The sequence below is a fragment of the Phyllobacterium phragmitis genome (assembly GCF_002980495.1).
In the GTDB taxonomy this organism is placed as follows: domain Bacteria; phylum Pseudomonadota; class Alphaproteobacteria; order Rhizobiales; family Rhizobiaceae; genus Paramesorhizobium; species Paramesorhizobium phragmitis.
Map to the genome: position 1 here is coordinate 238,468 of NZ_PVBR01000007.1, position 19,997 is coordinate 258,464.

General features: G+C 60.6%; 19 protein-coding genes. 8 read left to right on the plus strand and 11 right to left on the minus strand.

The features are described from left to right. The first annotated feature begins 103 nt into the window (after positions 1-103). Positions 104-322: a ParD-like family protein gene (locus tag C5748_RS12105; protein WP_105742231.1), complete on the plus strand. Its 219-nt coding sequence runs from the start codon at positions 104-106 to the stop codon at positions 320-322. Next, positions 319-1,107: a type I methionyl aminopeptidase gene (gene map / locus C5748_RS12110; protein ID WP_105742173.1), complete on the plus strand. Its 789-nt coding sequence runs from the start codon at positions 319-321 to the stop codon at positions 1,105-1,107. The genes C5748_RS12105 and map overlap by 4 nt, the downstream gene beginning before the upstream one ends. Before the next feature lie 353 nt (positions 1,108-1,460). Here map and C5748_RS12115 read toward each other — a convergent pair whose 3' ends face one another. Next, complete coding sequence (locus C5748_RS12115; protein WP_105742174.1) at positions 1,461-2,684, minus strand: argininosuccinate synthase; 1,224 nt, start codon at positions 2,682-2,684, stop codon at positions 1,461-1,463. A 78-nt stretch (positions 2,685-2,762) separates the two neighbouring features. Further along, positions 2,763-3,062, minus strand: coding sequence for a putative quinol monooxygenase (locus C5748_RS12120; protein ID WP_105742175.1), 300 nt, complete (start codon positions 3,060-3,062; stop codon positions 2,763-2,765). Between the two features lie 65 nt (positions 3,063-3,127). Here C5748_RS12120 and C5748_RS12125 point away from each other — a divergent pair, with 65 nt between their 5' ends. Continuing rightward, on the plus strand, positions 3,128-3,787 hold the full coding sequence (locus C5748_RS12125) for a LysE family translocator (protein ID WP_105742176.1): 660 nt from the start codon (positions 3,128-3,130) through the stop codon (positions 3,785-3,787). A gap of 141 nt (positions 3,788-3,928) precedes the next feature. On the opposite strand, the gene C5748_RS12130 is transcribed toward C5748_RS12125, so the two are convergent. The 6 genes from C5748_RS12130 to C5748_RS12160 all read right to left on the minus strand — a co-directional run bounded on the left by C5748_RS12130 (position 3,929) and on the right by C5748_RS12160 (position 8,694). Then, the gene (locus C5748_RS12130; RefSeq protein WP_105742177.1) at positions 3,929-4,375 is read right to left on the minus strand and encodes a hypothetical protein; all 447 of its coding nucleotides are present in this window, start codon (positions 4,373-4,375) and stop codon (positions 3,929-3,931) included. A gap of 73 nt (positions 4,376-4,448) precedes the next feature. Further along, positions 4,449-5,687, minus strand: coding sequence for a dual-specificity RNA methyltransferase RlmN (gene rlmN / locus C5748_RS12135; RefSeq protein WP_105742178.1), 1,239 nt, complete (start codon positions 5,685-5,687; stop codon positions 4,449-4,451). 316 nt (positions 5,688-6,003) lie between these two features. Beyond that, positions 6,004-6,507: an invasion associated locus B family protein gene (locus C5748_RS12145; protein WP_105742179.1), complete on the minus strand. Its 504-nt coding sequence runs from the start codon at positions 6,505-6,507 to the stop codon at positions 6,004-6,006. Between the two features lie 300 nt (positions 6,508-6,807). Beyond that, positions 6,808-7,179 carry a YkvA family protein gene (locus C5748_RS12150; RefSeq protein ID WP_105742232.1) on the minus strand — a complete coding sequence of 124 codons (372 nt, stop codon included), beginning with the start codon at positions 7,177-7,179 and terminating at the stop codon, positions 6,808-6,810. Positions 7,180-7,333: 154 nt separating this feature from the next. Continuing rightward, entirely contained in the window at positions 7,334-7,927 is a 594-nt protein-coding gene (gene thpR / locus C5748_RS12155; protein ID WP_105742180.1) for an RNA 2',3'-cyclic phosphodiesterase, read from the minus strand. A gap of 95 nt (positions 7,928-8,022) precedes the next feature. Next, on the minus strand, positions 8,023-8,694 hold the full coding sequence (locus C5748_RS12160) for an arylesterase (RefSeq protein ID WP_105742181.1): 672 nt from the start codon (positions 8,692-8,694) through the stop codon (positions 8,023-8,025). 96 nt (positions 8,695-8,790) lie between these two features. On the opposite strand from C5748_RS12160, the gene C5748_RS12165 reads away from it, so the two are divergent. The 3 genes from C5748_RS12165 (at position 8,791) to C5748_RS12175 (ending at position 13,071) form a co-directional block, all read left to right on the plus strand. Then, the gene (locus C5748_RS12165) at positions 8,791-9,522 is read left to right on the plus strand and encodes an ABC transporter ATP-binding protein (protein WP_105742182.1); all 732 of its coding nucleotides are present in this window, start codon (positions 8,791-8,793) and stop codon (positions 9,520-9,522) included. Between the two features lie 104 nt (positions 9,523-9,626). Then, positions 9,627-12,125 (plus strand): ABC transporter permease, encoded by a 2,499-nt coding sequence (locus C5748_RS12170; RefSeq protein WP_245429047.1) that lies wholly within the window; start codon positions 9,627-9,629, stop codon positions 12,123-12,125. A 214-nt stretch (positions 12,126-12,339) separates the two neighbouring features. Then, complete coding sequence (locus tag C5748_RS12175; RefSeq protein WP_105742184.1) at positions 12,340-13,071, plus strand: Bax inhibitor-1/YccA family protein; 732 nt, start codon at positions 12,340-12,342, stop codon at positions 13,069-13,071. A 263-nt stretch (positions 13,072-13,334) separates the two neighbouring features. Here C5748_RS12175 and C5748_RS12180 read toward each other — a convergent pair whose 3' ends face one another. From C5748_RS12180 to acnA, 3 genes are all read right to left on the minus strand, one after another. Beyond that, positions 13,335-13,727, minus strand: a complete 393-nt coding sequence (locus C5748_RS12180; protein ID WP_105742185.1) for a DUF2794 domain-containing protein — start codon at positions 13,725-13,727, stop codon at positions 13,335-13,337. A gap of 549 nt (positions 13,728-14,276) precedes the next feature. Next, entirely contained in the window at positions 14,277-15,101 is an 825-nt protein-coding gene (locus C5748_RS12185; RefSeq protein WP_105742233.1) for a DUF1223 domain-containing protein, read from the minus strand. A 411-nt stretch (positions 15,102-15,512) separates the two neighbouring features. Continuing rightward, a complete protein-coding gene (gene acnA / locus C5748_RS12190; protein WP_105742186.1) occupies positions 15,513-18,200 on the minus strand; it encodes an aconitate hydratase AcnA in 2,688 nt (895 codons plus the stop codon). A gap of 322 nt (positions 18,201-18,522) precedes the next feature. On the opposite strand from acnA, the gene ccmA reads away from it, so the two are divergent. Together ccmA and ccmB are read left to right on the plus strand one after the other, a co-directional pair. Continuing rightward, complete coding sequence (gene ccmA, locus C5748_RS12195; protein WP_105742187.1) at positions 18,523-19,128, plus strand: heme ABC exporter ATP-binding protein CcmA; 606 nt, start codon at positions 18,523-18,525, stop codon at positions 19,126-19,128. A 181-nt stretch (positions 19,129-19,309) separates the two neighbouring features. Continuing rightward, on the plus strand, positions 19,310-19,975 hold the full coding sequence (gene ccmB, locus C5748_RS12200) for a heme exporter protein CcmB (RefSeq protein WP_105742188.1): 666 nt from the start codon (positions 19,310-19,312) through the stop codon (positions 19,973-19,975). The last annotated feature ends 22 nt before the right edge of the window (positions 19,976-19,997 follow it).

The window sequence follows — 19,997 nt, forward strand, 5'->3', positions numbered from 1 at the left end:
TCAGGGAAGAGTCAAGCCGAGAAACGCTGTGAAGCGCGATACCTTGAAGAAATATACGAATCATATATATTCCATATATTGTTTACTTAACCAGGTGGGCACCATGGGTATCGTGAAGATCAGCGACGAACTGCATGAGGAACTGCGCAAGGCCAGCGATGTCATGTGCCGGTCGATCAACGCGCAAGCCGAATATTGGATGAAGATCGGCATGCTGGCACAGGCCAATCCGGACATGTCTTTCAACGAGATCGTCCAGCTGCAATTGCGCACCGCCAATGTCGATCTCGATTTCCCATCCATGCCGATACGACCGTCATGATCAAGTCGGCCGCGGATATCGAGAAGATGGCGGTGGCCGGCTCGCTGCTGGCTTCCGTCTTCACGCTTCTGGACCGGACCGATCTCGCCGGCATGACGACGATGCAGGTCAATGACCTGGTGGAGGATCATATCACGCGCGCGCTGCAGGCGCGGCCCGCCAGTAAGGGGCAATATGATTATCCCTATGTGCTGAACTGCTCGAAGAACAGAACCGTCTGCCATGGCATGCCTTCCGATGCAGACATCATTGCGCAAGGCGACATCATCAATTTCGACATCACGCTGGAGAAGGACGGTTTCATCGCCGATTCCAGCAAGACCTATATGATCGGCAATGTCGCGCCCTTCGCCTCGCGTCTGGTGCGTGTGACCTATGAGGCCCTGTGGAAGGGGATCGCCGCCGTGCGGCCGGGCGCCTTTCTCGGTGATATCGGCCATGCCATCGAACGCCACGCAAAACGGCATGACTACAGCGTGGTCCGCGAATATTGCGGCCATGGCATCGGCAGGAAAATGCATGAGGAGCCGAAAGTCATGCATTTCGGCAAGCCGGGCACGGGCGTTCGCCTGCGCGAAGGCATGGTTTTCACCATAGAGCCGATGCTCAATCAGGGGGCCGCCAAGGTGAAGACCGAAGAAGACGGCTGGACGGTCGTGACCCGCGACGGGAAACTCTCCGCGCAGTTCGAGCATACGATGGCGGTGACATCCGATGGCGTTCGGGTGTTGACCCTGCGTCCCGGCGAGGAGAAGATGCTGGCGGGTCTCAAGCGGGCGGCTTAGGGCATTTCATTTTTAGATGGAGACGTCGGTGTAACTGGAATGCCCCTCATCCGCCTGCCGGCACCTTCTCCCCGCACGCGGGGAGAAGGAAGAAGCGGCAACGTTGATGCCTCCCTCTCCCCGTTCTTTACGGGGAGAGGGTAAGGGTGAGGGGCATGGCGCAAACGATTCCATCAAAACATGAACCGCTCTAAACGGAACCACTGCCAAGCGCCCTCGCCCTTCGAGGCTGCGTTCCGCTTCGCTTCACTACGCACCTCAGGATGAGGGCTACTGAAGCGCGGCGTCCCTTCACCCTCATCCTGAGGTGCGAGCGTGAGCCAAGCCTCGAAGGACGAGGGTGAAGGGGGCAATCAGCCCTTGCGGTCACGCGCCGCCAACGTCCTCAGGCGCAAGGCGTTCAACTTGATGAAGCCGGCGGCGTCCTTCTGGTCGTAGGCGCCCTGGTCGTCCTCGAAGGTGACCAGTTTGTCGGAATAGAGCGACTTGTCGCTCTCGCGACCGATCACCATGACGTTGCCCTTGTAGAGCTTCAGCGTCACTTCGCCCTCGACATTTGCCTGGCTCCTGTCGATGGCCGCCTGAAGCATCTCGCGCTCCGGCGAGAACCAGAAGCCATAATAGATGAGCTCCGCATAGCGCGGCATCAGCTCGTCCTTCAGATGCGCCGCGCCGCGGTCGAGCGTGATCGATTCGATGGCGCGGTGGGCGGCGAGCAGGATGGTGCCGCCGGGCGTCTCGTAGACGCCGCGCGACTTCATGCCGACGAAGCGGTTCTCGACCAGATCGAGACGGCCAATGCCGTTGTCACGACCGTAATCGTTGAGCCTGGCCAGAAGGGTCGCGGGGGAAAGCCGCTCGCCATTGATGGAAACGGCGTCGCCCTTTTCGAAACCGACCTTGATGATCGTCGCCTTGTCGGGCGCGGCCTCAGGTGAAATCGTGCGCATATGCACATATTCCGGCGCTTCCATTGCCGGGTCTTCCAGCACCTTGCCCTCGGAAGAGGAGTGCAGCAGGTTGGCATCGACGGAGAATGGCGCCTCGCCCTTTTTGTCCTTGGCGACCGGGATCTGATGTTTTTCGGCGAATTCCAACAGATCGGTGCGGCTCTTGAACGACCAGTCGCGCCACGGCGCGATGATCTTGATATCCGGATTCAGCGCATAGGCGGAAAGCTCGAAACGCACCTGGTCGTTGCCCTTGCCGGTCGCGCCATGGGCGATGGCATCCGCGCCGGTCTTCTTCGCGATCTCGATCAGATGCTTGGAGATCAGCGGGCGGGCAATCGAGGTGCCCAGCAGATAGACGCCCTCATAGACGGCATTGGCGCGGAACATCGGGAAGACGAAATCGCGCACGAATTCCTCGCGCACGTCTTCGACGAAGATTTCCTTGATGCCCAGCATCTCGGCCTTCTTGCGCGCCGGCTCCAGTTCCTCGCCCTGGCCCAGATCGGCGGTGAAGGTGACGACCTCCGCGCCCAGTTCGGTCTGAAGCCATTTCAGGATGATCGAGGTGTCCAGGCCGCCCGAATAGGCGAGCACGACCTTTTTGACGTCTTTCCACTTGTTCATGTTCTTGTCCGGTAAAATGGAGGCTATAGAGGGTTGTGGGGTCTTTTATCAGTTGAGCACAGCCACGCAAGCTGAAGGTCATATAGCTTGCGGTTCGCCGACTTCATAAAGCTTGAGATTGCGATCGCTGATGCCGAGCCCAGGCCACGCGGCGCGCCATTCAGCGATGTGAGCAGAGGTGAAATGCCGATCCAGCGACACGCGGTCGCGCCACATCTCCTTCACATGGATGAGACCGGGCTGCAGGATATCTTCCGCATAGCGATAGTCGACGCAGCCGTCTTCCGCCCGGCTTGCCAGAATCATGTTTTGCATGGCCTCGCGGGCGTCGGCGAGGTTTTCCGGCGGCAGGCGGACGGTTCCGGTGATGAGCAGCATTTTGGTCCTGTTCCTTTAGCCGTTAAATATGTTAGCGTGCGTTACTCTTGCGGAGCACGCCCCCCATGTCGTTCCTGACAAATATGTCTTTTATCCCCGATTGGCCTGTTCTCGTCCAGTTCGCCGTCGCGACCTTCATTCTGACGATCACGCCGGGGCCGGACATGACGCTGTTCGTCGGGCGGGCGCTGGCGCAAGGACGGGCGGCGGGGCTGGCCTGCCTTGCAGGCGCCTGCACCGGCATTGCCATCCATACTTCGATGGTGGCGCTGGGTCTGTCTGCCTTGATCGTCGCATCACCGGAAGCGTTCTTCGCGCTCAAGATCGTTGGCGCCGGCTATCTCATCTGGCTAGCCATTCAGGCGATCCGCAAAGGCTCGGCCTTCTCGCCGGAAAACAAAAGCAGCGGGCAGCAGAGCTTGTTCAGGAACTGGGCGACGGGGCTCGGCATCAATCTGCTCAATCCGAAGATCATCCTGTTCTTCATGACCTTCCTGCCGCAGTTCGTCTCGGTGAGCGATCCTCACGCGCCGGGCAAGCTGTTCTTCCTCGGGCTGTCGTTCATCCCGCTATCGCTGCCCTTCGTCGTGCCGATGATTCTGGCGGCTGACAGGTTTGCCGGGCTTTTGAAGAAGAACCCGACGGTGACACGGGTCACCGACTGGCTGTTTGCGGGAGTCTTTTCGGCATTCGCATGCAAGATTTTGATGACGCAGGCGAAGTGAACCTTTTGCCCTCGCCCTTCGAGGCTCGCTACGCTCGCACCTCAGGATGAGGGCAAAAGGGTGCGGCGCTCCCTTCATCCTCATGGTGAGGTGCGATTGGAGCGAAGCGAAATGAGCCTCGAACCACGAGGATGAAGGGATCTACCGCCGCGCCCCGGCGGAGCGCCCGGCGATCAGCCAATAGACCGAGCCGGCGACAATGCCCGCGGCGGCTGCGGTGGTGGAAAAAAGAGCGTAATCCGAAGACCCGGCCTGCGCATTGTAAAAAAGCTGGTAACCGACGATGCCCATGCCCATCAGCAGTCCGGCAAGGCTGTAGAACAACCAGTCCCGGCGAGCGGTGAACTCAGCCCACACCAGGATGAAAAGGGACGGAATGAAAGTTCCGGTCGCCACGTAAAAAACGGTAAACGGCGTGGTCGCGAGGCTGACCTGTAGAATGCTTTCCACGGTGGCCTGATCGGCGGGGCCATGGTTACCCGCGGCAAAGAGCAGCGCGGTCAGGACAAAGGCAGCAATGATCACCGCCGCCAGCCAGGCCATCGACGCCAGGATGAAGCGCCAGAGATAATAGAAAAAGTCGCTCATTTTTCCACGCAAGCCCGATGGAAAAGCTCTTGCTTTTCCCGGGAAAACCGGTTCCCACTTTTCCTGAACTTGCTCACTCCTCGCCGTGCCCTGCGATCATCATGGCCTCCAGCGCCAGGCGATCCGTCTTGCGCATACGCTCGGACTCCGATTTTAGCTGGCCGCAGGCGGCGAGGATGTCGCGGCCGCGCGGGGTGCGGATCGGCGAGGCATAGCCGGCATTGTTGACGTAATCGGCGAAGCGCTCGATCTGCTCCCAGTCGGAGCACTGATAGTTGGTGCCGGGCCATGGATTGAATGGGATCAGGTTGATCTTGGCCGGAATGCCCCTGAGCAGGCGCACCAGTTCCTTGGCATCGTCGAGGCTGTCGTTGACGTCCTTGAGCATCACATATTCGAAGGTGATACGCCTGGCGTTGGAGAGGCCGGGATAGGCGCGGCAGGCCTTGATCAGCTCGGCAAGCGGATATTTCTTGTTGATCGGCACCAGCATGTCGCGCAGGTCGTCGCGCACGGCATGAAGCGAAATCGCCAGCATGACGCCGATCTCCTCGCCGGTGCGATAAATCTCCGGCACGACGCCCGAGGTCGACAGCGTGATGCGGCGTTTGGAGAGCGAGAGCCCGTCGCCATCCGACGCGATGAGCAGCGCCTTTTTCACTTCCTCGAAATTATAGAGCGGCTCGCCCATGCCCATCATGACGACATTCGTCACCTTGCGGCCTTCGGCAGGCACGATCGCGCCATCCGGCGTGTTCTTGTCGGGGAAATCGCCCAGACGGTCGCGCGCGGCCATCAGCTGGGCAAGGATTTCCTCCGCCGTCAGATTGCGCACCAGCTTCTGTGTGCCAGTATGGCAAAACGAGCAGGTCAGCGTGCAGCCGACCTGGCTGGAGACGCACAGCGTGCCGCGCCCCTCCTCGGGGATATAGACGGTTTCAATTTCAACGGGTCGCCCTGCTCCTCGCGCGGGAAACCGGAACAGCCATTTGCGGGTGCCGTCATTGGAAATCTGTTCATCGACGATTTCCGGACGCCCGATGGAAAAATGCCGCTCCAATAGCGCCCGCATATCCTTGGAGATATTGAGCATATCGGCGAAATCGGCCACGCCGCGCACATAGAGCCAATGCCATAGCTGCGCGACGCGCATCTTGATCTGCCGCTGCGGCACGCCGATACCGGCCAGGGCTTCGCCCATCCCGGCGCGCGTCAGGCCGATCAGCGAGGGCTTCGGCGCGAGACTGGCGCGGGCCGTTGCGCCAAGCGCGTCACGGGCTGCATGCGTGGTCAGGTCAAACGAAATGGACATTGGTTTTTCACGTTTAAGGAATTTCGGAATATATGGGTCTTCGCCCGTCGCCGCACCAGTCACAAGGCGGCATCTTGCGCGGGCTCATAGCATGGAACGGGCTTTGCGTCACCCGCATATGGCGCAATTGCCCCTCACCCTTACCCTCTCCCCGTAAAGAACGGGGAGAGGGAGGCGTCAGCGTTGCCGCTTCGCCCGATTCCCCGTTCTTTACGGGGAGAAGGTGCCGGTAGGCGGATGAGGGGCATTCCATGACATCCAAAACAAAAAGGCCGGAGTCTCCTCCAGCCCTTTCATGCCAAAACCATGCAGAATTTCACTTACATTTCTGGATAGCGGCGAGCGCTGCCGAAACGCCCTTGAGGGAATAGCTATAGCTGGTGTTGGTGCCGCGCTTGGAAACCGCCTTGACGGTCATGTCGGCGCCGGCGCGCATGGCCGCGACGAGCTGCGGCTCCTCGGCGGCATTCTCCATCCAGCCCGACTTGCCGTTGGTGAACATCGTGAAACTGCGATTGCCGATCGTGACGGTTACCTTGGAATTGGCCCGCAGCTCGTATCCGGCCATGAATTGCGGCTCGAAACTGACATTCTGGCCGGGCTTCTGGCTCACCAGGAAGAAATTGTCCCCATGATCGACGTTGGCGGGTGTCTTCTTGGTCGGCACAGACAGGACGTAGCAGACCTTGCCGTTGCCCGACTGGTAGCTATACGCGCCCCACGCGTTGAACTGGCTGATCTGGCTCGGGGTCTGCGCGAGTGCAGCACTCGCCGTCCCCATCATGAACACAGAAGCCGCGACGATCGATTTTCCAAGCATGTTTTCTACCGGTTCTCTTTCGTTTGCTTCAAATCCAAAACCCGGGCTCCAAACCCGTGCCTTAACCCGGGAATAGTCGTCGCTATGCGCGCCGCCCCCGCTCAGTTCCCCTTAATTTGACTTAATCTGGGTTACCAAACGGTGAAGTTTTGCGTAAACGCTATGCTTTTCTCGATGAAAAACCCAAGCCTTGAAGCGTTACCCTTGCAAGCGACTTCATCCAAAAGAAAGCGGCGAGAATGTGATCGCCCCAGCCGTCACTCGCATATGTTACCAGTTATGTCAGCACTCGAGGTATGATCAATCGCGGTTTTCAAGCGCCTTGCGGGCGGCTTCGCGATGAGCCGGCGTGATATGCGAGCGGATCGCAGCCAACGCAGCCATCAAAACCGCCACGTCGTCCGTGAACCCAATCCCCAGAAGAAAATCGGGAATAAAATCGAAAGGCAGCACGAAATAGGCGAGCGCCGCCAGAAGCGTGCCGCGCACCCGCATCGGCGTATGGGGATCAAGCGCACAGTAATAGGCCGCGACCACCTCGTCCATGAAGGGTATGGAACGACCGGCTTTTCGCACGGTCTTCCAGAAGCCGGCACGCACCCGCTCGGCCCGCCGTTGCTGCTGTTCTTCGCTGCCGGGTTCGAGAATTTCGCCTATCTTCACATCGTCCATCATAGTCATCTCCGAATGGAAACATGGGATGGCAAAGCCCGGCACGCAAGAGGAACCGCAAAACGCGACGCTGCCGCTCCCCTCTCTGAGGCGCGCGGCGGGAGAACGAAATCCCCGCCCCTTACCATGGCGGGCCGGCGGATTTCGAGGAGGTCTACCGGATGGTCCTGGCGGCTTCCCAGGCGGTTTCCGAAACGTTCTGACTGCTCTGGCGTGACTGGAGCGGCCAAGCTTCCTCGACGATATAGGGGCCACCGCCGACCGAATCCCTGGACGACATCAGGACGAAACGTCCGACACGGAACGGTACCGTGGCGAAATTGCCGCGTGAGGAAAGATAGTGGGCCACATCCTCGGCGCGGACATTCTTCAGCCGGGCGAGCGTCACATGCGGGGTGAATTTCCTGGGGTCGGCGGGCAATCCCAACCGCTGGCAGATGCGCTCGATCTCCGCCTGAAGCGCGAAGAGGTTGGGCGAGGGCGAAACGCCGGCAAAGATGCTGTGCGGCTTTTTCGAGCCGAAAGCGCCGACACCGGAAAGGTTCAGCATGAATTCCGGACGGTGGATGCGGTCGAGCGCGTTGGCGATCTCGTCGGCCACATGGCCTTCAATGTCACCGAAAAAGCGCAGCGTGATGTGGTAGTTCTCGACATCGATCCAGCGTGCGCCGATGAGACCGCCCCGTAAAAGCGAGAGCGAAAGCGCGGCGTCGCGCGGAATTTCGAGGGCAGTGAAAAGACGCGGCATGAGCACATCCTCCTCGAATCGTTCAACATCTCTAGCGAATCATCGAACGGGACCAAGAGCAAGCTGTTTATTCCAGGTCCCTTAATTACAGGCGCCTATGTCCTCTCCTTTCCAAGCTCTCGCAAAGCCGCCTCGACGGTCGGTAAAAAGCCTTCGACCATACGCGCGACACCGTTGGGATTAGGATGCATGCCGTCTTCCAGAAGCAGATTCTTCTGTGCGGCGACGCCATCGAGAAAGAACGAATAAAGCGGCACGTCATATTTCTGCGCGAGGCGAGGATAGATGGCGTTGAACCTGTCGCCGTAATCCTTTCCCATATTCGGGGGAGCGATCATTCCGGCCAGGATGACGGCGATGCCGCGCTGCTTCAGCCGCGCCAGCATGGCATCCAGATTCTTCTCGGTGATTTCGGGCGAAACGCCGCGCAGCGCATCATTTGCGCCCAACTCCAGAATGACGATCCGCGTGCCATCGGGAACCGACCAGTCGAGCCGTGCCAGCCCGCCGGCCGTCGTATCGCCGGAAACACCGGCATTCTCGATCACCACGTCGTAACCAGCCTTCTTCAACGCCTGCTCGAGGCGAACGGGAAAGGCATCTCCAGGCGAGAGCTGATATCCGGCCATGAGGCTATCGCCGAAGCCGACGATGCGAACCGGCTGACCCGCCTCGCCCATGTTTCCGCTAATCTGGTCGGCCTGCGCCATCGGCGCGACAATAAGACCCAGGATGAAAACAAATGATGCTATCAGTTTGAATCTCATAGTCGGCAACCCATATCAGAAAATCCCTGTGCTCGGAAAGTACTCGGAAATCCGTGCGACACCCGCATGATCCCATACATATAGGAAGCTCTGCCCGTGACAGAACCCGTGATCGCTCTCGATAACGTCCATCTGACCCTCGGGAGCGGCGCTTCGACGGTTCACGTCCTCAAGGGCATGTCGCTTGAAATCGAACCGGGACAATCGGTCGGCATCGTCGGTCCGTCCGGTTCGGGCAAATCGACGCTGCTGATGGTGCTGGCCGGGCTGGAGCGCATCGACAGCGGCACGGTTTCGGTCGCAGGCGCAGCGCTCAACACGATGAGCGAAGACCAGGCCGCGGCCTTCCGCGGCCGCAATATCGGCATCGTCTTCCAGTCCTTCCACCTCATTCCGAACATGACCGCGCTTGAAAACGCCGCCGTTCCGCTCGAACTCGCGGGCAATCCGGATGCTTTCGAGATCGCGGCGCGGGAATTGAAGGCGGTCGGACTCGAGCATCGCATGACGCATTATCCAGGCGAACTTTCGGGCGGCGAACAGCAGCGCGTGGCGATCGCCCGCGCGCTGGCGCCATCGCCGAAAATCCTCATAGCCGACGAGCCGACCGGCAATCTCGACACCGCCACGGGCAAGCAGATCACCGATCTCCTGTTCCAGACGCAGCGCGAACACGGGCTGACGCTGGTGCTCGTCACCCATGATTCCGCGCTTTCCGCGCGTTGCGACCGTGAAATCCGCGTGCGATCCGGCCGGATAGAAACAGGTATCGAAACGGACGGCACAGACGCGCCCGCCGCCGCACGCATCGTCGCGGTGAACCCATGAACGGCGAGGCTTCGTTACGTCCTTCTTTTCGCGCAAGTCCGGACGGAAAACCGCTTCACACTTTTCCTGGACTTGCTCTTGCCCTCCGCTTCGCCTTGCGCGAAATGCGCGGCGGGCTCTCCGGTTTCTACATCTTCCTCGCCTGCATCGCCCTCGGCGTCGCGGCCATCGGCGGCGTCAATTCCGTGGCGCAGTCGATCGGCGGGGGTATCGCCACACAAGGCCAGTCGATCCTCGGCGGCGACATGCGGTTCGAGTTGAACCAGCGCGAGGCATCTCCTGAGGAATATGCTTTCCTGGCTGCGCAAGGAAAGCTGGGAACAAGCGCGTCCATGCGCTCGATGGCGCGACTTACCGATGGTTCTGATCAGGCGCTGGTCGAGGTCAAGGCCGTTGACGGCGCCTATCCGCTCTTCGGCCAGCTCGAAGTCGAACCGGCGATGCCGCATGACGCCCTGTTCGACGAAAAGGACGGCGCCTATGGCGCAGCCGTGCCTCAACTCTTCCTCGACCGGCTCAACCTCAAGCTCGGCGACCGGGTGGCGCTCGGACAGACGACGTTCGAACTGCGCAGCATCATTGTCAGCGAACCCGACATGCTGTCCGGCGGCTTCGGCTTTGCGCCGCGTTTCATGGTTTCGCTCGAAGGGCTCAGGGCATCGGGGCTGGTCCAGCCGGGAAGCCTGGTGGAGCATGTCTACAAACTCGCCCTGCCCGCCGGGACAACTGATGCAGACATCAGGGCCGTCCAGACGGAAGCGGAGCAGAAATTTCCGCAAGCCGGATGGAGCATCCGGACCCGCAGCAATGCCGCACCTGCCCTTTCCGCCAATATCGAGCGCTTTTCGCAATTCCTGACGCTTGTGGGGCTGACGGCGCTGATCGTCGGCGGGGTCGGCGTCGCGAATGCGGTGCGCGCCTATCTCGACGGCAAGCGAGGCGTCATCGCCACGTTCAAATCGCTGGGCGCGCCCGCCAATTTCGTGCTCGTGGTCTATCTCGCGCAGATCCTCATCATCGCATTGCTCGGCATCGCCATCGGCCTGATCCTGGCCATCGCGGCACCTTATGCGGCTGCCGCCGCGCTTGCCACCGTCCTGCCGATCGCGCGTGCTGGCGGCATCTTCCCCGGCGCGCTGGCGATGGCCGCCATCTTCGGCGTGGTGACGACGCTCGCCTTCGCCATCCTGCCGCTCGGCCGCGCCCGCGACATTCCCGCCACAGCGCTTTTCCGCGAGCAGGGCTTCGACCAGCGCGGCTGGCCGCGCGCCATCTATTCAGCCGTGGCCGCGGGCCTGATCCTGCTGCTTGCCGTTCTTGCCATCTATTTCGCCTATGACCGGATGATCGCCACGATCTTCATCGTATCGACGGTTTTCGCCTTCCTGATCCTGCAGGTGGTCGCCACGGGCGTGCAATGGTTGGCGCGGCGGTCGCCGCGCGTGCGCTCGACGGCGCTGCGGCTCGCCATCGGCAATATCCATCGCCCCGGCGCGCTGACACCCTCCGTCATCCTGTCGCTCGGCCTTGGGCTGACGCTTCTGGTGGCGCTCGCCCTGATCGACGGCAATCTGCGCCGCCAGATCGCGCAAAGCATACCCGAGCGCGCGCCGAATTTCTTCTTCGTCGATATCCAGAGCACCGAAGTCGACAGTTTCAAGAAACTGCTCCAGGAAGCGGCACCCGGCGGCAAGATCGTCAGCGCGCCGATGCTGCGCGGGCGTATCGTGCAGTTCAACGGAACCGATATCTCCAAGCTCACCATTCCGCCGCAGGGCGCATGGGTGCTGCGTGGCGACCGGGGCATCACCTATGCCCAAAACCTGCCTGAGAATTCGACGCTGACCGAGGGACAATGGTGGCCGCGGGATTACACCGGCGAGCCGCTCGTCTCCTTCTCCGCGCAAGAGGCGCAGGAACTCGGCCTCAAGCTCGGCGACACCGTGACGGTCAATGTGCTGGGCCGCAATGTCACAGCGAAGATCGCCAATTTCCGGCAGGTCCAGTGGGAATCGCTTGCCATCAATTTCGTCATGGTGTTTTCGCCCAACACCTTCGCCGGGGCACCGCATGCATGGCTCGCGACGCTGACCGAACCCGATGCGACGCCGCAGCGGGAGGCTGACGTGCTTCGAGCGGTGACGCAGGCCTTTCCGGCCGTCACCTCGGTGCGCGTCAAGGACGCCATCGATGTCGCCAATAATCTGGTGAGCCAGCTTGCCACGGCCATTCGCGCTGCGGCCGCCGTGGCGCTCGCCGCTTCGGTTCTGGTGCTCGGCGGGGCGCTGGCGGCGGGCAACCGGGCGCGTATCCACGATGCGGTGGTGCTGAAGACGCTGGGGGCGACACGGCGGACCCTGATCAAGGCATTTTCACTGGAATATATGATGCTCGGGCTTGCCACGGCGGTCTTTGCGCTTCTGGCCGGCGGCATCGCCGGCTGGTATGTCGTGGCGCGCGTCATGCGGCTGCAGGCGCAGTTTTTGCCCGATGTCGCGCTCTCGACCGTGGCCATTGCCCTGGCGCTGACGGTCGGCTTCGGCCTGGCCGGAACATGGCGCGTGCTCGGCCATAAGGCAGCGCCCGTCCTGCGCAATCTATGACAAAGATGTAATAATCCGGTCCATGAACGGTTAACCCCTTGGACAGAAAAGAAAAAGCCGGGATATTCCAGGCTGGCGCCAGTGCGCTTTTTCGCTATTGGTACTTGTGTAGAGCCCGATGAATCCCCATAATCTGCGTAGGCATGCTGGGGTCCCGCCAGCGGCGCCTGGGGAGCGCCCCCGACACCGGACGGGACAACGCAAGAGGAAACACATGGTTGACTATCGAAACATGCAAGCCCGAAGCCCGGCTGGCGTCCGCGTAGACACAGGCGTCGACCAGGGCCTTCGCAGCTATATGCTGGGCGTCTACAACATGATGGCCATCGGTCTCGCCGTCACCGGCGTCTCGGCTCTTGGCACATCGGTTCTCGCCCAGTCGAACCCGGCATTCGCCCAGCTTCTTTACACCAGCCCGCTTCGCTGGGTGATCATGCTGGCTCCGCTCGCTGCCGTGTTCTTCCTGAGCTTCCGCATACAAAACTTGAGCGTCGGCACGGCGCGGGCAGTCTTCTGGGGCTACGCGGCGCTCGTCGGTCTGTCGCTGTCGTCGATCTTCCTGGTCTTCACCGGCCAGAGCATCGTACGCACGTTCTTCGTGACCGCCGCCTCGTTCGGCGCGCTGTCGCTCTACGGCTATACGACCAAACGCGACCTGTCCGCGATGGGCTCGTTCCTGATCATGGGCCTGTTCGGCCTGATCATCGCCTCGGTCGTCAACATCTTCCTTGGCTCGACTGCGCTGCAGTTCGCCATCTCGGTCATCGGCGTGCTGATCTTCGCCGGACTGACGGCGTTCGATACGCAGCAGATCAAGGAGATGTACTACGAAGGCGATGCATCCGATACAGCTGGCCGCAAGACCGTCATGGGCGCGCTGCGACTGTATCTCGACTTCATCAACATGTTCATGTTCCTGCTGCAATTCATGGGCAACCGCGAATAAGCATCGGAACCGGACACATCGAAAGGGCAGCGGAAACGCTGCCCTTTTTTGTTGTGATGGAAACACGGCGCGGTGATACCCCCCTCTGGCCTGCCGGCCATCTCCCCCACAAGGGTGGAGATCAGGCTATGATTTCCGCTTTCGCTAATCGCCAACGCAGCAAATGATATACCGTCACCAGTGACAGCCAATCTCCCTCCTTGTGGGGGAGATGGCCGGCAGGCCAGAGGGGGGTGTGAAGAAGCGCCAATCTTCCAATTATCTCATGCCTGGACGAGCCGCAGGCTCTTGTCGAAAACCCGCAGAACGCGTTCCAACTCGTGGCCGCGCTTGAGGATAAGCCCGCTCGTGGCGATGACCGAATAGACGCCCTGCCGCTGCGCCAGCTTCGGGTTCTTCTCAATGCGGAACAGGGGGACTTCGCTGGCGCGGCGGAAAATCGAAAAGACGGCGCGGTCGCTCAAATGGTCGATGGCATAATCCCGCCATTCCCCCGAGGAAACCATTCGGCCGTAGATGCGCAGGATCTTGTTGAGTTCGTGCCTGTCGAAGGTCACGGATGAACTCTGGCGGCGTGTTCTCGCCGCATCGATGGATATAGCTGAAGCTTCGACTTCGGATGAACCTTCTTTTCCGCCGTTTCCGCCGTCCATCATATCCTCTTTGTCAGAGCGTCCGAGGTCACTGCGCCTTGGCTAATGCATGTCAGCCAATGCGCCTGGACCCACTCTTCCGTTCAACGGCCATATTTCGCCATCAGGAGTTGCGTGACAATTCGATGAACAGAGGGTGCGTCCTTGGCGGCCTCTTTTCAAGCCCTAAACGCGCGTGATTGGTTAAAAATTCGTTCACCAACCCGGTGAATTCGCTCTCACGAAACACTACACATTGTTTTCATTGGTGACGCTCGGCCACATTTTCGCCTTTTACAATTCGCATTGCAGCCCGAATATAACAGCAACATCCCCTTGTTGCCTGAGACGGTTCGGTCTGGACCAGCCTAACCCCAAGCCCCCCGCCCAATGGGCTGCCCAGACCGAACCAGCATCAGAGCGCCAGTGCTCTGCAGGAAGTGGATGATTGGAAACGATTCAGCTTTCCGACATCCCTAAATGGCAACAGCTACGATACTCCAGGCTGGCATGTTCCGGCCTGTTTTTTTATCTGGACTTCATGCCTGGAAAACCCGCTACAGCGGCGTGCTTTCAATCAGAAACGCCCGAGACGGCCGCGTCGTCAATCGCCGAAATATCGTTCGACCTGAGCATCGATGCGCCCAATATGGCGCCCAGGCGGTTGCCGTCGCCCACTTCCTGCAAAAGCACGGCGCAGCCGGAGGCCTTCTTCTTTGCCAGTTCAGAGGCGGGAATTTCCACACGAAGCGGTTGACCGTCCCACATGCCGATGGTTTCGATATCGCGGACGGCATTGCGGTAGATGATCGAGCGCCCGCTATTTTCGCCCGTCCTGATCGGGACGATCGCCTTGTCATCGAAATAGGCGACGATGAGATGCACGGGGGTCGCAGGTTTCTTGCCCGCACCGGCTTCGATGACGATGCGTTGTCCGTCCGGCCTGGTGATGGAGACAGGCACAGTGAGACCGCCGGGGCCGCCGGACATCCTGGCGAGGCCTGACCGGATACCTTCCGCATTGTTGCCGTTGATCTGCACCCGGCCGTTCAGGATCACCTGCGGGGTATAGATCATGCTGCCTTTCAGCGCGTTGCGATAGGCGGTCTGGCGCGCCGTATTCTCCGGCGATGCGAGCGTGTCGCGCCATCCAAGATAATCCCAGTAATCGACATGGAAGGCCAGCGCCACGACATCCTTCCGCTTGGCCAGATCGCTCAACAGCGCATCCGCCGGCGGACAGGAATTGCATCCCTGGCTGGTGAAGAGCTCGACAACGCCCTGCGTGACGATCGGTGCGTGCTTTATGCTCGGCTGATCCAGATCATGCGCATGAGCCGAAGCGAGCGGCACAGACAGGGCGACGACGCCGGCGAACAGCGAAAGACCAACCCGCATAAACGGGGCCTGTATGTATCGGCCCAGCATATATCGGCTTGCGATCGATTTTGACCGTCCTGCTCTTCCAGACATTGCAGTCATGCGGTGCCGTATTTGGCGTTTCCCGAAATTGTTGTCGTTGACATCTACTTTTAGAAAAAGGCCGGATCAATAGGAAGTCACGTTGCGGTGAGACTACTGCATAATTCCTTAAATCGGAATCGATTTAAGGATGAAATTATGCAGCATTTCAAAGTGTTAGAGCGTCCTTTGCGCGTCCAAATTGGACGCGCGGCGCTCTATCTGTTGCCATGGTCAACGAAAGAGCCGCCGGATCGCTCCGGCGGCTCGTTTTCAGCGATAACGGATCTTTGTTTTATCCGCATGATCTTATCCGAAAAGTCTGCAACTTTTCAGGATCATGCTCTATCAGGCGGCGAGATCGCGCAGGACGTACTGCAAGATGCCGCCATTCTTCATATAGTCGAGTTCATCGAGCGTATCGATGCGGCAGAAGATCGGCACCTGTTTCACCGTGCCGTCGCCATAGGTGACCTTGGCCACTGTCTTCTGGCGCGGCCTGATATCGTTCAGGCCGTCGATCTCGACCATTTCATCGCCCTTGAGGCCAAGCGACTGCCAGCTCACGCCTTCGTCGAGAACGAAGGGGATGACGCCCATGCCGACCAGGTTCGAGCGGTGGATGCGCTCGAAGGACTGGGCGATCACAGCGCGAACGCCGAGAAGATTGGTGCCCTTGGCAGCCCAGTCGCGCGACGAACCATTGCCATATTCGATGCCAGCGAAAATCACCAGCGGCACGCCCTCGGCACGGTACTGCATGGCGGCATCGTAGATCGACATCTCTTCCTTCGAGGGATAGTGGATCGTGTAACCGCCCTCGCGTCCATTCTCGCCCAGCATGTGGTTGCGGATGCGGATATTGGCGAAGGTGCCGCGCATCATCACTTCATGATTGCCGCGCCGCGTGCCGTACTGGTTGAAGTCGGCGACGCCGACACCGTGCTCCATGAGGTAGCTGCCCGCTGGCGATTGCGCCTTGATGGAGCCCGCCGGCGAGATATGGTCGGTGGTGATCTTGTCGCCGAAGAGGCCGAGGACGCGCGCGCCCTTGATATCGTCGATCTTGCCGGGCACCTTGCCCATGCCGACGAAATAGGGCGGGTTCTGCACATAGGTCGACTGATCGTCCCATGTATAGGTCTGGCCGGCGGGTATCTGCACCGCCTGCCAGTTTTCGTCGCCCTTGAAGACATCGGCATATTTTTCCGCAAAAAGCTTGCGGGTGACGTTCTTGGCGATGAACTCCTGGATCTCCTGGGAGGACGGCCAGATATCCCTGAGGAATACCGGATTGCCGTCCTTGTCCTCGCCGAGAGGCTCCTTGGTCAGGTCCTTGGTCACCGTTCCGGCCAGCGCATGGGCGACGACGAGCGGCGGCGAGGCGAGATAGTTCGCCTGCACATCCGGCGAGACGCGGCCCTCGAAATTGCGGTTGCCGGAGAGGACGGCGGCGGCGATCAGGCCCTTGTCGTTGATGGTCTTGGAGACGGGTGCGGGCAGCGGGCCGGAATTGCCGATGCAGGTGGTGCAGCCGAAGCCGACGAGGTTGAAGCCGAGTGCATCCAGATCTTTCTGCAGCCCGGCGCTTTCGAGATAGGCGGCGACCACCTGCGAGCCGGGCGCAAGCGAGGTCTTGACCCAGGGCTTGGTCTTCAATCCCTTGGCGACGGCATTGCGGGCGAGAAGGCCGGCGGCGATCAGCACACTCGGATTGGAGGTGTTGGTGCACGACGTGATGGCGGCGATGGCGACATCGCCGTGGCCGAGATCGAAATCCTCGTCCTCGACCGCGTAGCGCGTCGTCTGGCCGGTGGTCTTCTTGTATTCCGTCTCAAGCGATTTGGCGAAGCCGGAGCCGATATCTTCCAGCGGGATGCGGCCTTCGGGACGCTTCGGGCCGGCCATGGACGGCACGACATCGCCGAGATCAAGTTCCAGGGCATCGGTGAACACCGGATCGAACGAGCCGGCATCACGCCACATGCCCTGCGCACGCGCATAGGCTTCGACAAGCGCGATGCGCTCTTCGTCGCGGCCCGACATGTGCATGTAGTTCAGCGTTTCCTTGTCTACGGGGAAGAAGCCGCAGGTCGCGCCATATTCGGGCGCCATATTGCCGATGGTGGCGCGGTCGGCCAGCGTCATATTGCCGAGGCCGGAGCCGAAGAATTCGACGAATTTGCCGACGACGCCCTTCTTGCGCAGCATCTGCGTGACGGTCAGCACCAGATCGGTCGCGGTGACGCCCTCCTTGAGCTTGCCGGTCAGGCGGAAGCCGATGACTTCAGGCAGGAGCATCGAAACGGGCTGGCCCAACATCGCGGCCTCGGCCTCGATGCCGCCGACGCCCCAGCCCAGAACGCCCAGGCCGTTGACCATGGTGGTGTGCGAATCGGTGCCGACGCAGGTATCGGGATAAGCGACATTGACGCCATCCTCTTCCTTGGTCCAGACGGCCTGCGCCAGATATTCCAGATTGACCTGATGGCAAATGCCGGTGCCGGGCGGCACGACGCGGAAATTGCGGAACGCCTGCTGGCCCCATTTGAGGAAGCGGTAGCGTTCGCCGTTGCGCTGATATTCGAGATCGACATTGCGCTTGAACGCCTGGGCATTGCCGAACTCATCGACGATGACCGAGTGGTCGATGACGAGATCGACGGGAACCAGCGGATTGATCTTCTCGGGATCGCCGCCGAGCGAAACCATCGCATCGCGCATGGCGGCGAGATCGACAACGGCCGGAACGCCGGTGAAATCCTGCATCAGCACGCGCGCCGGACGATAGGCGATCTCGGCGCCGGCCTTGCCGCGGTCGGAAAGCCATTTGGCGATGTTTTCGATGTCTGCTTTCTTGACGGAGCGGCCGTCCTCGAAGCGGAGCAGGTTCTCCAGCAGAACCTTCATCGAAAATGGCAGTCGGGAAATGCCTTCCAGACCGTTTTTCTCGGCCTCGGTCAGGCTGTAATAGACATATTCCTTATCCCCCACGGTGAGGGTCTTACGGCATTTGAAGCTGTCGATATGAGACACGAACGTTCGTCCTTATGCTGCTGGCCGGAAAACCAGGACGAACGCCTAGGCTGCGTTTCAAGGACGCGACTCAAGGTGCGGGTGCAGTCATTTCCGCTGTCCGTCCCGCGGCCTGTCATCAAGGAAACAGGCATCTGAGATCGGCCAAAAATGGTTTCCACACCGACCGCTGGCGTGGTAGCTGCTATATAAAGAGTTTCCTATAACTGTTCCAGACTGTTATTGCGCAAAAGTGCCGATTGCGGCGAATTGTTGCGGTGATCCACATTCTGGCCCCGACTTGGCTTGGTCCCGGTCGCGTCTTGCCAATTCCGGAGGGAAAATGCGGCTTGTGGCCGAGAAATTGAGTGGGGAGCGCGGCGGAGAACTCATTTTTTCAGATCTCGATTTCGTGATCGCCGCAGCTGGCGCACTTCTCGTAACAGGGCCGAACGGTTCCGGAAAATCAACGCTCCTGCGAATCATCGCCGGGCTGCTCCAGCCATATTCCGGCAATGTCCGGCTGGAAGACGCGGAAGCATTTCCCGACCTGCCGTCCGCCTGTCATTACCTCGGCCACAACAATGCGATGAAGCCGGCCCTAAGCGTGCGCGAAAATCTCGCCTTCTGGCAGGCTTTCAACGGCGAGGCGCGGCAGGATATCGATGAAGCACTCGATACCGTCGGCCTTGACGGAATCGATCATCTGCCGTTCGGCTATCTCTCGACCGGCCAGAAACGGCGGGTGTCGATCGCCAAACTTCTGGTGAGCCACCGCCCCGTCTGGCTGCTCGACGAGCCGACGGCGGGGCTCGACAAGATTTCGGAAGGCCGGTTCGCGGGGATCATGCAGGGGCATCTCGACGAAGGTGGAATCATCATCGCCGCGACGCATCTGCCGCTTGGGTTGGGCAATGCGCGGGAATTGGTGCTGGGGGGGCGAGAGTGAGCTTCATCACCTCCTGCCATGGTGCCATTCGCCCCTCACCCTTACCCTCTCCCCGCAAGCGGGGCGAGGGGGTCGCCAACGTTGCCGCCTCGTCCTTCTCCCCGTGTGCGGGGAGAAGGTGCCGGAAGGCGGATGAGGGGCATTCCACAGTTCATGCCCGGCAAGCCAAAGGGGGGTGGATATGACCGCCCTCTTCATCCGCGATTTCCGGCTGGCGCTGCGCGCCGGCGGCGGGGCGCTGGTCGGCATCCTGTTCTTCCTTGCCGTCATCACCGTCGTGCCGTTCGGCGTCGGGCCGGACCTGGCGTTGCTGTCGCGCATCGGCCCGGCCATGCTGTGGATCGGGGCGCTGCTGGCGGCGCTGCTCGGGCTCGACCGGCTGTTCCAGGCCGATCGCGACGACGGCTCGCTCGATCTTCTCATCATGGCCGCGGACCGGCACATGCTGAGCGTTACGGTGCTCACCAAGTGCCTGGCGCACTGGACCGCCACGGTGCTGCCGCTGGTCATCGCTTCGCCGCTGCTCGGCCTCTTCATGAACATGACGCCTACGGCAATCGGCGCCACGGCGCTGACCCTTCTCGTCGGCACCCCCGCCATCACGCTGATCGGCGCGGCAGGCGCCGCGCTGGCGGTTTCGCTGCCGCGCGGCGGGCTGCTCGTCTCGGTGATCGTGCTGCCGTTGACGATCCCGGTGCTGATCTTCGGGGTATCGGCGGCTTACGGTGCTGTGACGGAAAGTGCGCCGTTTCTTGCGCCGTTTCTCATCCTCGCCGCAATCACCCTGTTCTTTGCAGTGATCGGCCCGCTTGCTGCGGCGGCGGCGCTGAAGTTTTCAACTGACTAACGCACCGATTGACGCATTCGGT

Bases quoted from the DNA above. Each gene is read 5' to 3' on its own strand.
- C5748_RS12105 (WP_105742231.1), top strand. From the start codon at position 104: ATGGGTATCGTGAAGATCAGCGACGAACTGCATGAGGAACTGCGCAAG.
- map (WP_105742173.1), top strand. From the start codon at position 319: ATGATCAAGTCGGCCGCGGATATCGAGAAGATGGCGGTGGCCGGCTCG.
- C5748_RS12115 (WP_105742174.1), bottom strand. From the start codon at position 2,684: ATGAACAAGTGGAAAGACGTCAAAAAGGTCGTGCTCGCCTATTCGGGC.
- C5748_RS12120 (WP_105742175.1), bottom strand. From the start codon at position 3,062: ATGCTGCTCATCACCGGAACCGTCCGCCTGCCGCCGGAAAACCTCGCC.
- C5748_RS12125 (WP_105742176.1), top strand. From the start codon at position 3,128: ATGTCGTTCCTGACAAATATGTCTTTTATCCCCGATTGGCCTGTTCTC.
- C5748_RS12130 (WP_105742177.1), bottom strand. From the start codon at position 4,375: ATGAGCGACTTTTTCTATTATCTCTGGCGCTTCATCCTGGCGTCGATG.
- rlmN (WP_105742178.1), bottom strand. From the start codon at position 5,687: ATGTCCATTTCGTTTGACCTGACCACGCATGCAGCCCGTGACGCGCTT.
- C5748_RS12145 (WP_105742179.1), bottom strand. From the start codon at position 6,507: ATGCTTGGAAAATCGATCGTCGCGGCTTCTGTGTTCATGATGGGGACG.
- C5748_RS12150 (WP_105742232.1), bottom strand. From the start codon at position 7,179: ATGGACGATGTGAAGATAGGCGAAATTCTCGAACCCGGCAGCGAAGAA.
- thpR (WP_105742180.1), bottom strand. From the start codon at position 7,927: ATGCCGCGTCTTTTCACTGCCCTCGAAATTCCGCGCGACGCCGCGCTT.
- C5748_RS12160 (WP_105742181.1), bottom strand. From the start codon at position 8,694: ATGAGATTCAAACTGATAGCATCATTTGTTTTCATCCTGGGTCTTATT.
- C5748_RS12170 (WP_245429047.1), top strand. From the start codon at position 9,627: ATGCGCGGCGGGCTCTCCGGTTTCTACATCTTCCTCGCCTGCATCGCC.
- C5748_RS12175 (WP_105742184.1), top strand. From the start codon at position 12,340: ATGGTTGACTATCGAAACATGCAAGCCCGAAGCCCGGCTGGCGTCCGC.
- C5748_RS12180 (WP_105742185.1), bottom strand. From the start codon at position 13,727: ATGATGGACGGCGGAAACGGCGGAAAAGAAGGTTCATCCGAAGTCGAA.
- C5748_RS12185 (WP_105742233.1), bottom strand. From the start codon at position 15,101: ATGCGGGTTGGTCTTTCGCTGTTCGCCGGCGTCGTCGCCCTGTCTGTG.
- ccmA (WP_105742187.1), top strand. From the start codon at position 18,523: ATGCGGCTTGTGGCCGAGAAATTGAGTGGGGAGCGCGGCGGAGAACTC.
- ccmB (WP_105742188.1), top strand. From the start codon at position 19,310: ATGACCGCCCTCTTCATCCGCGATTTCCGGCTGGCGCTGCGCGCCGGC.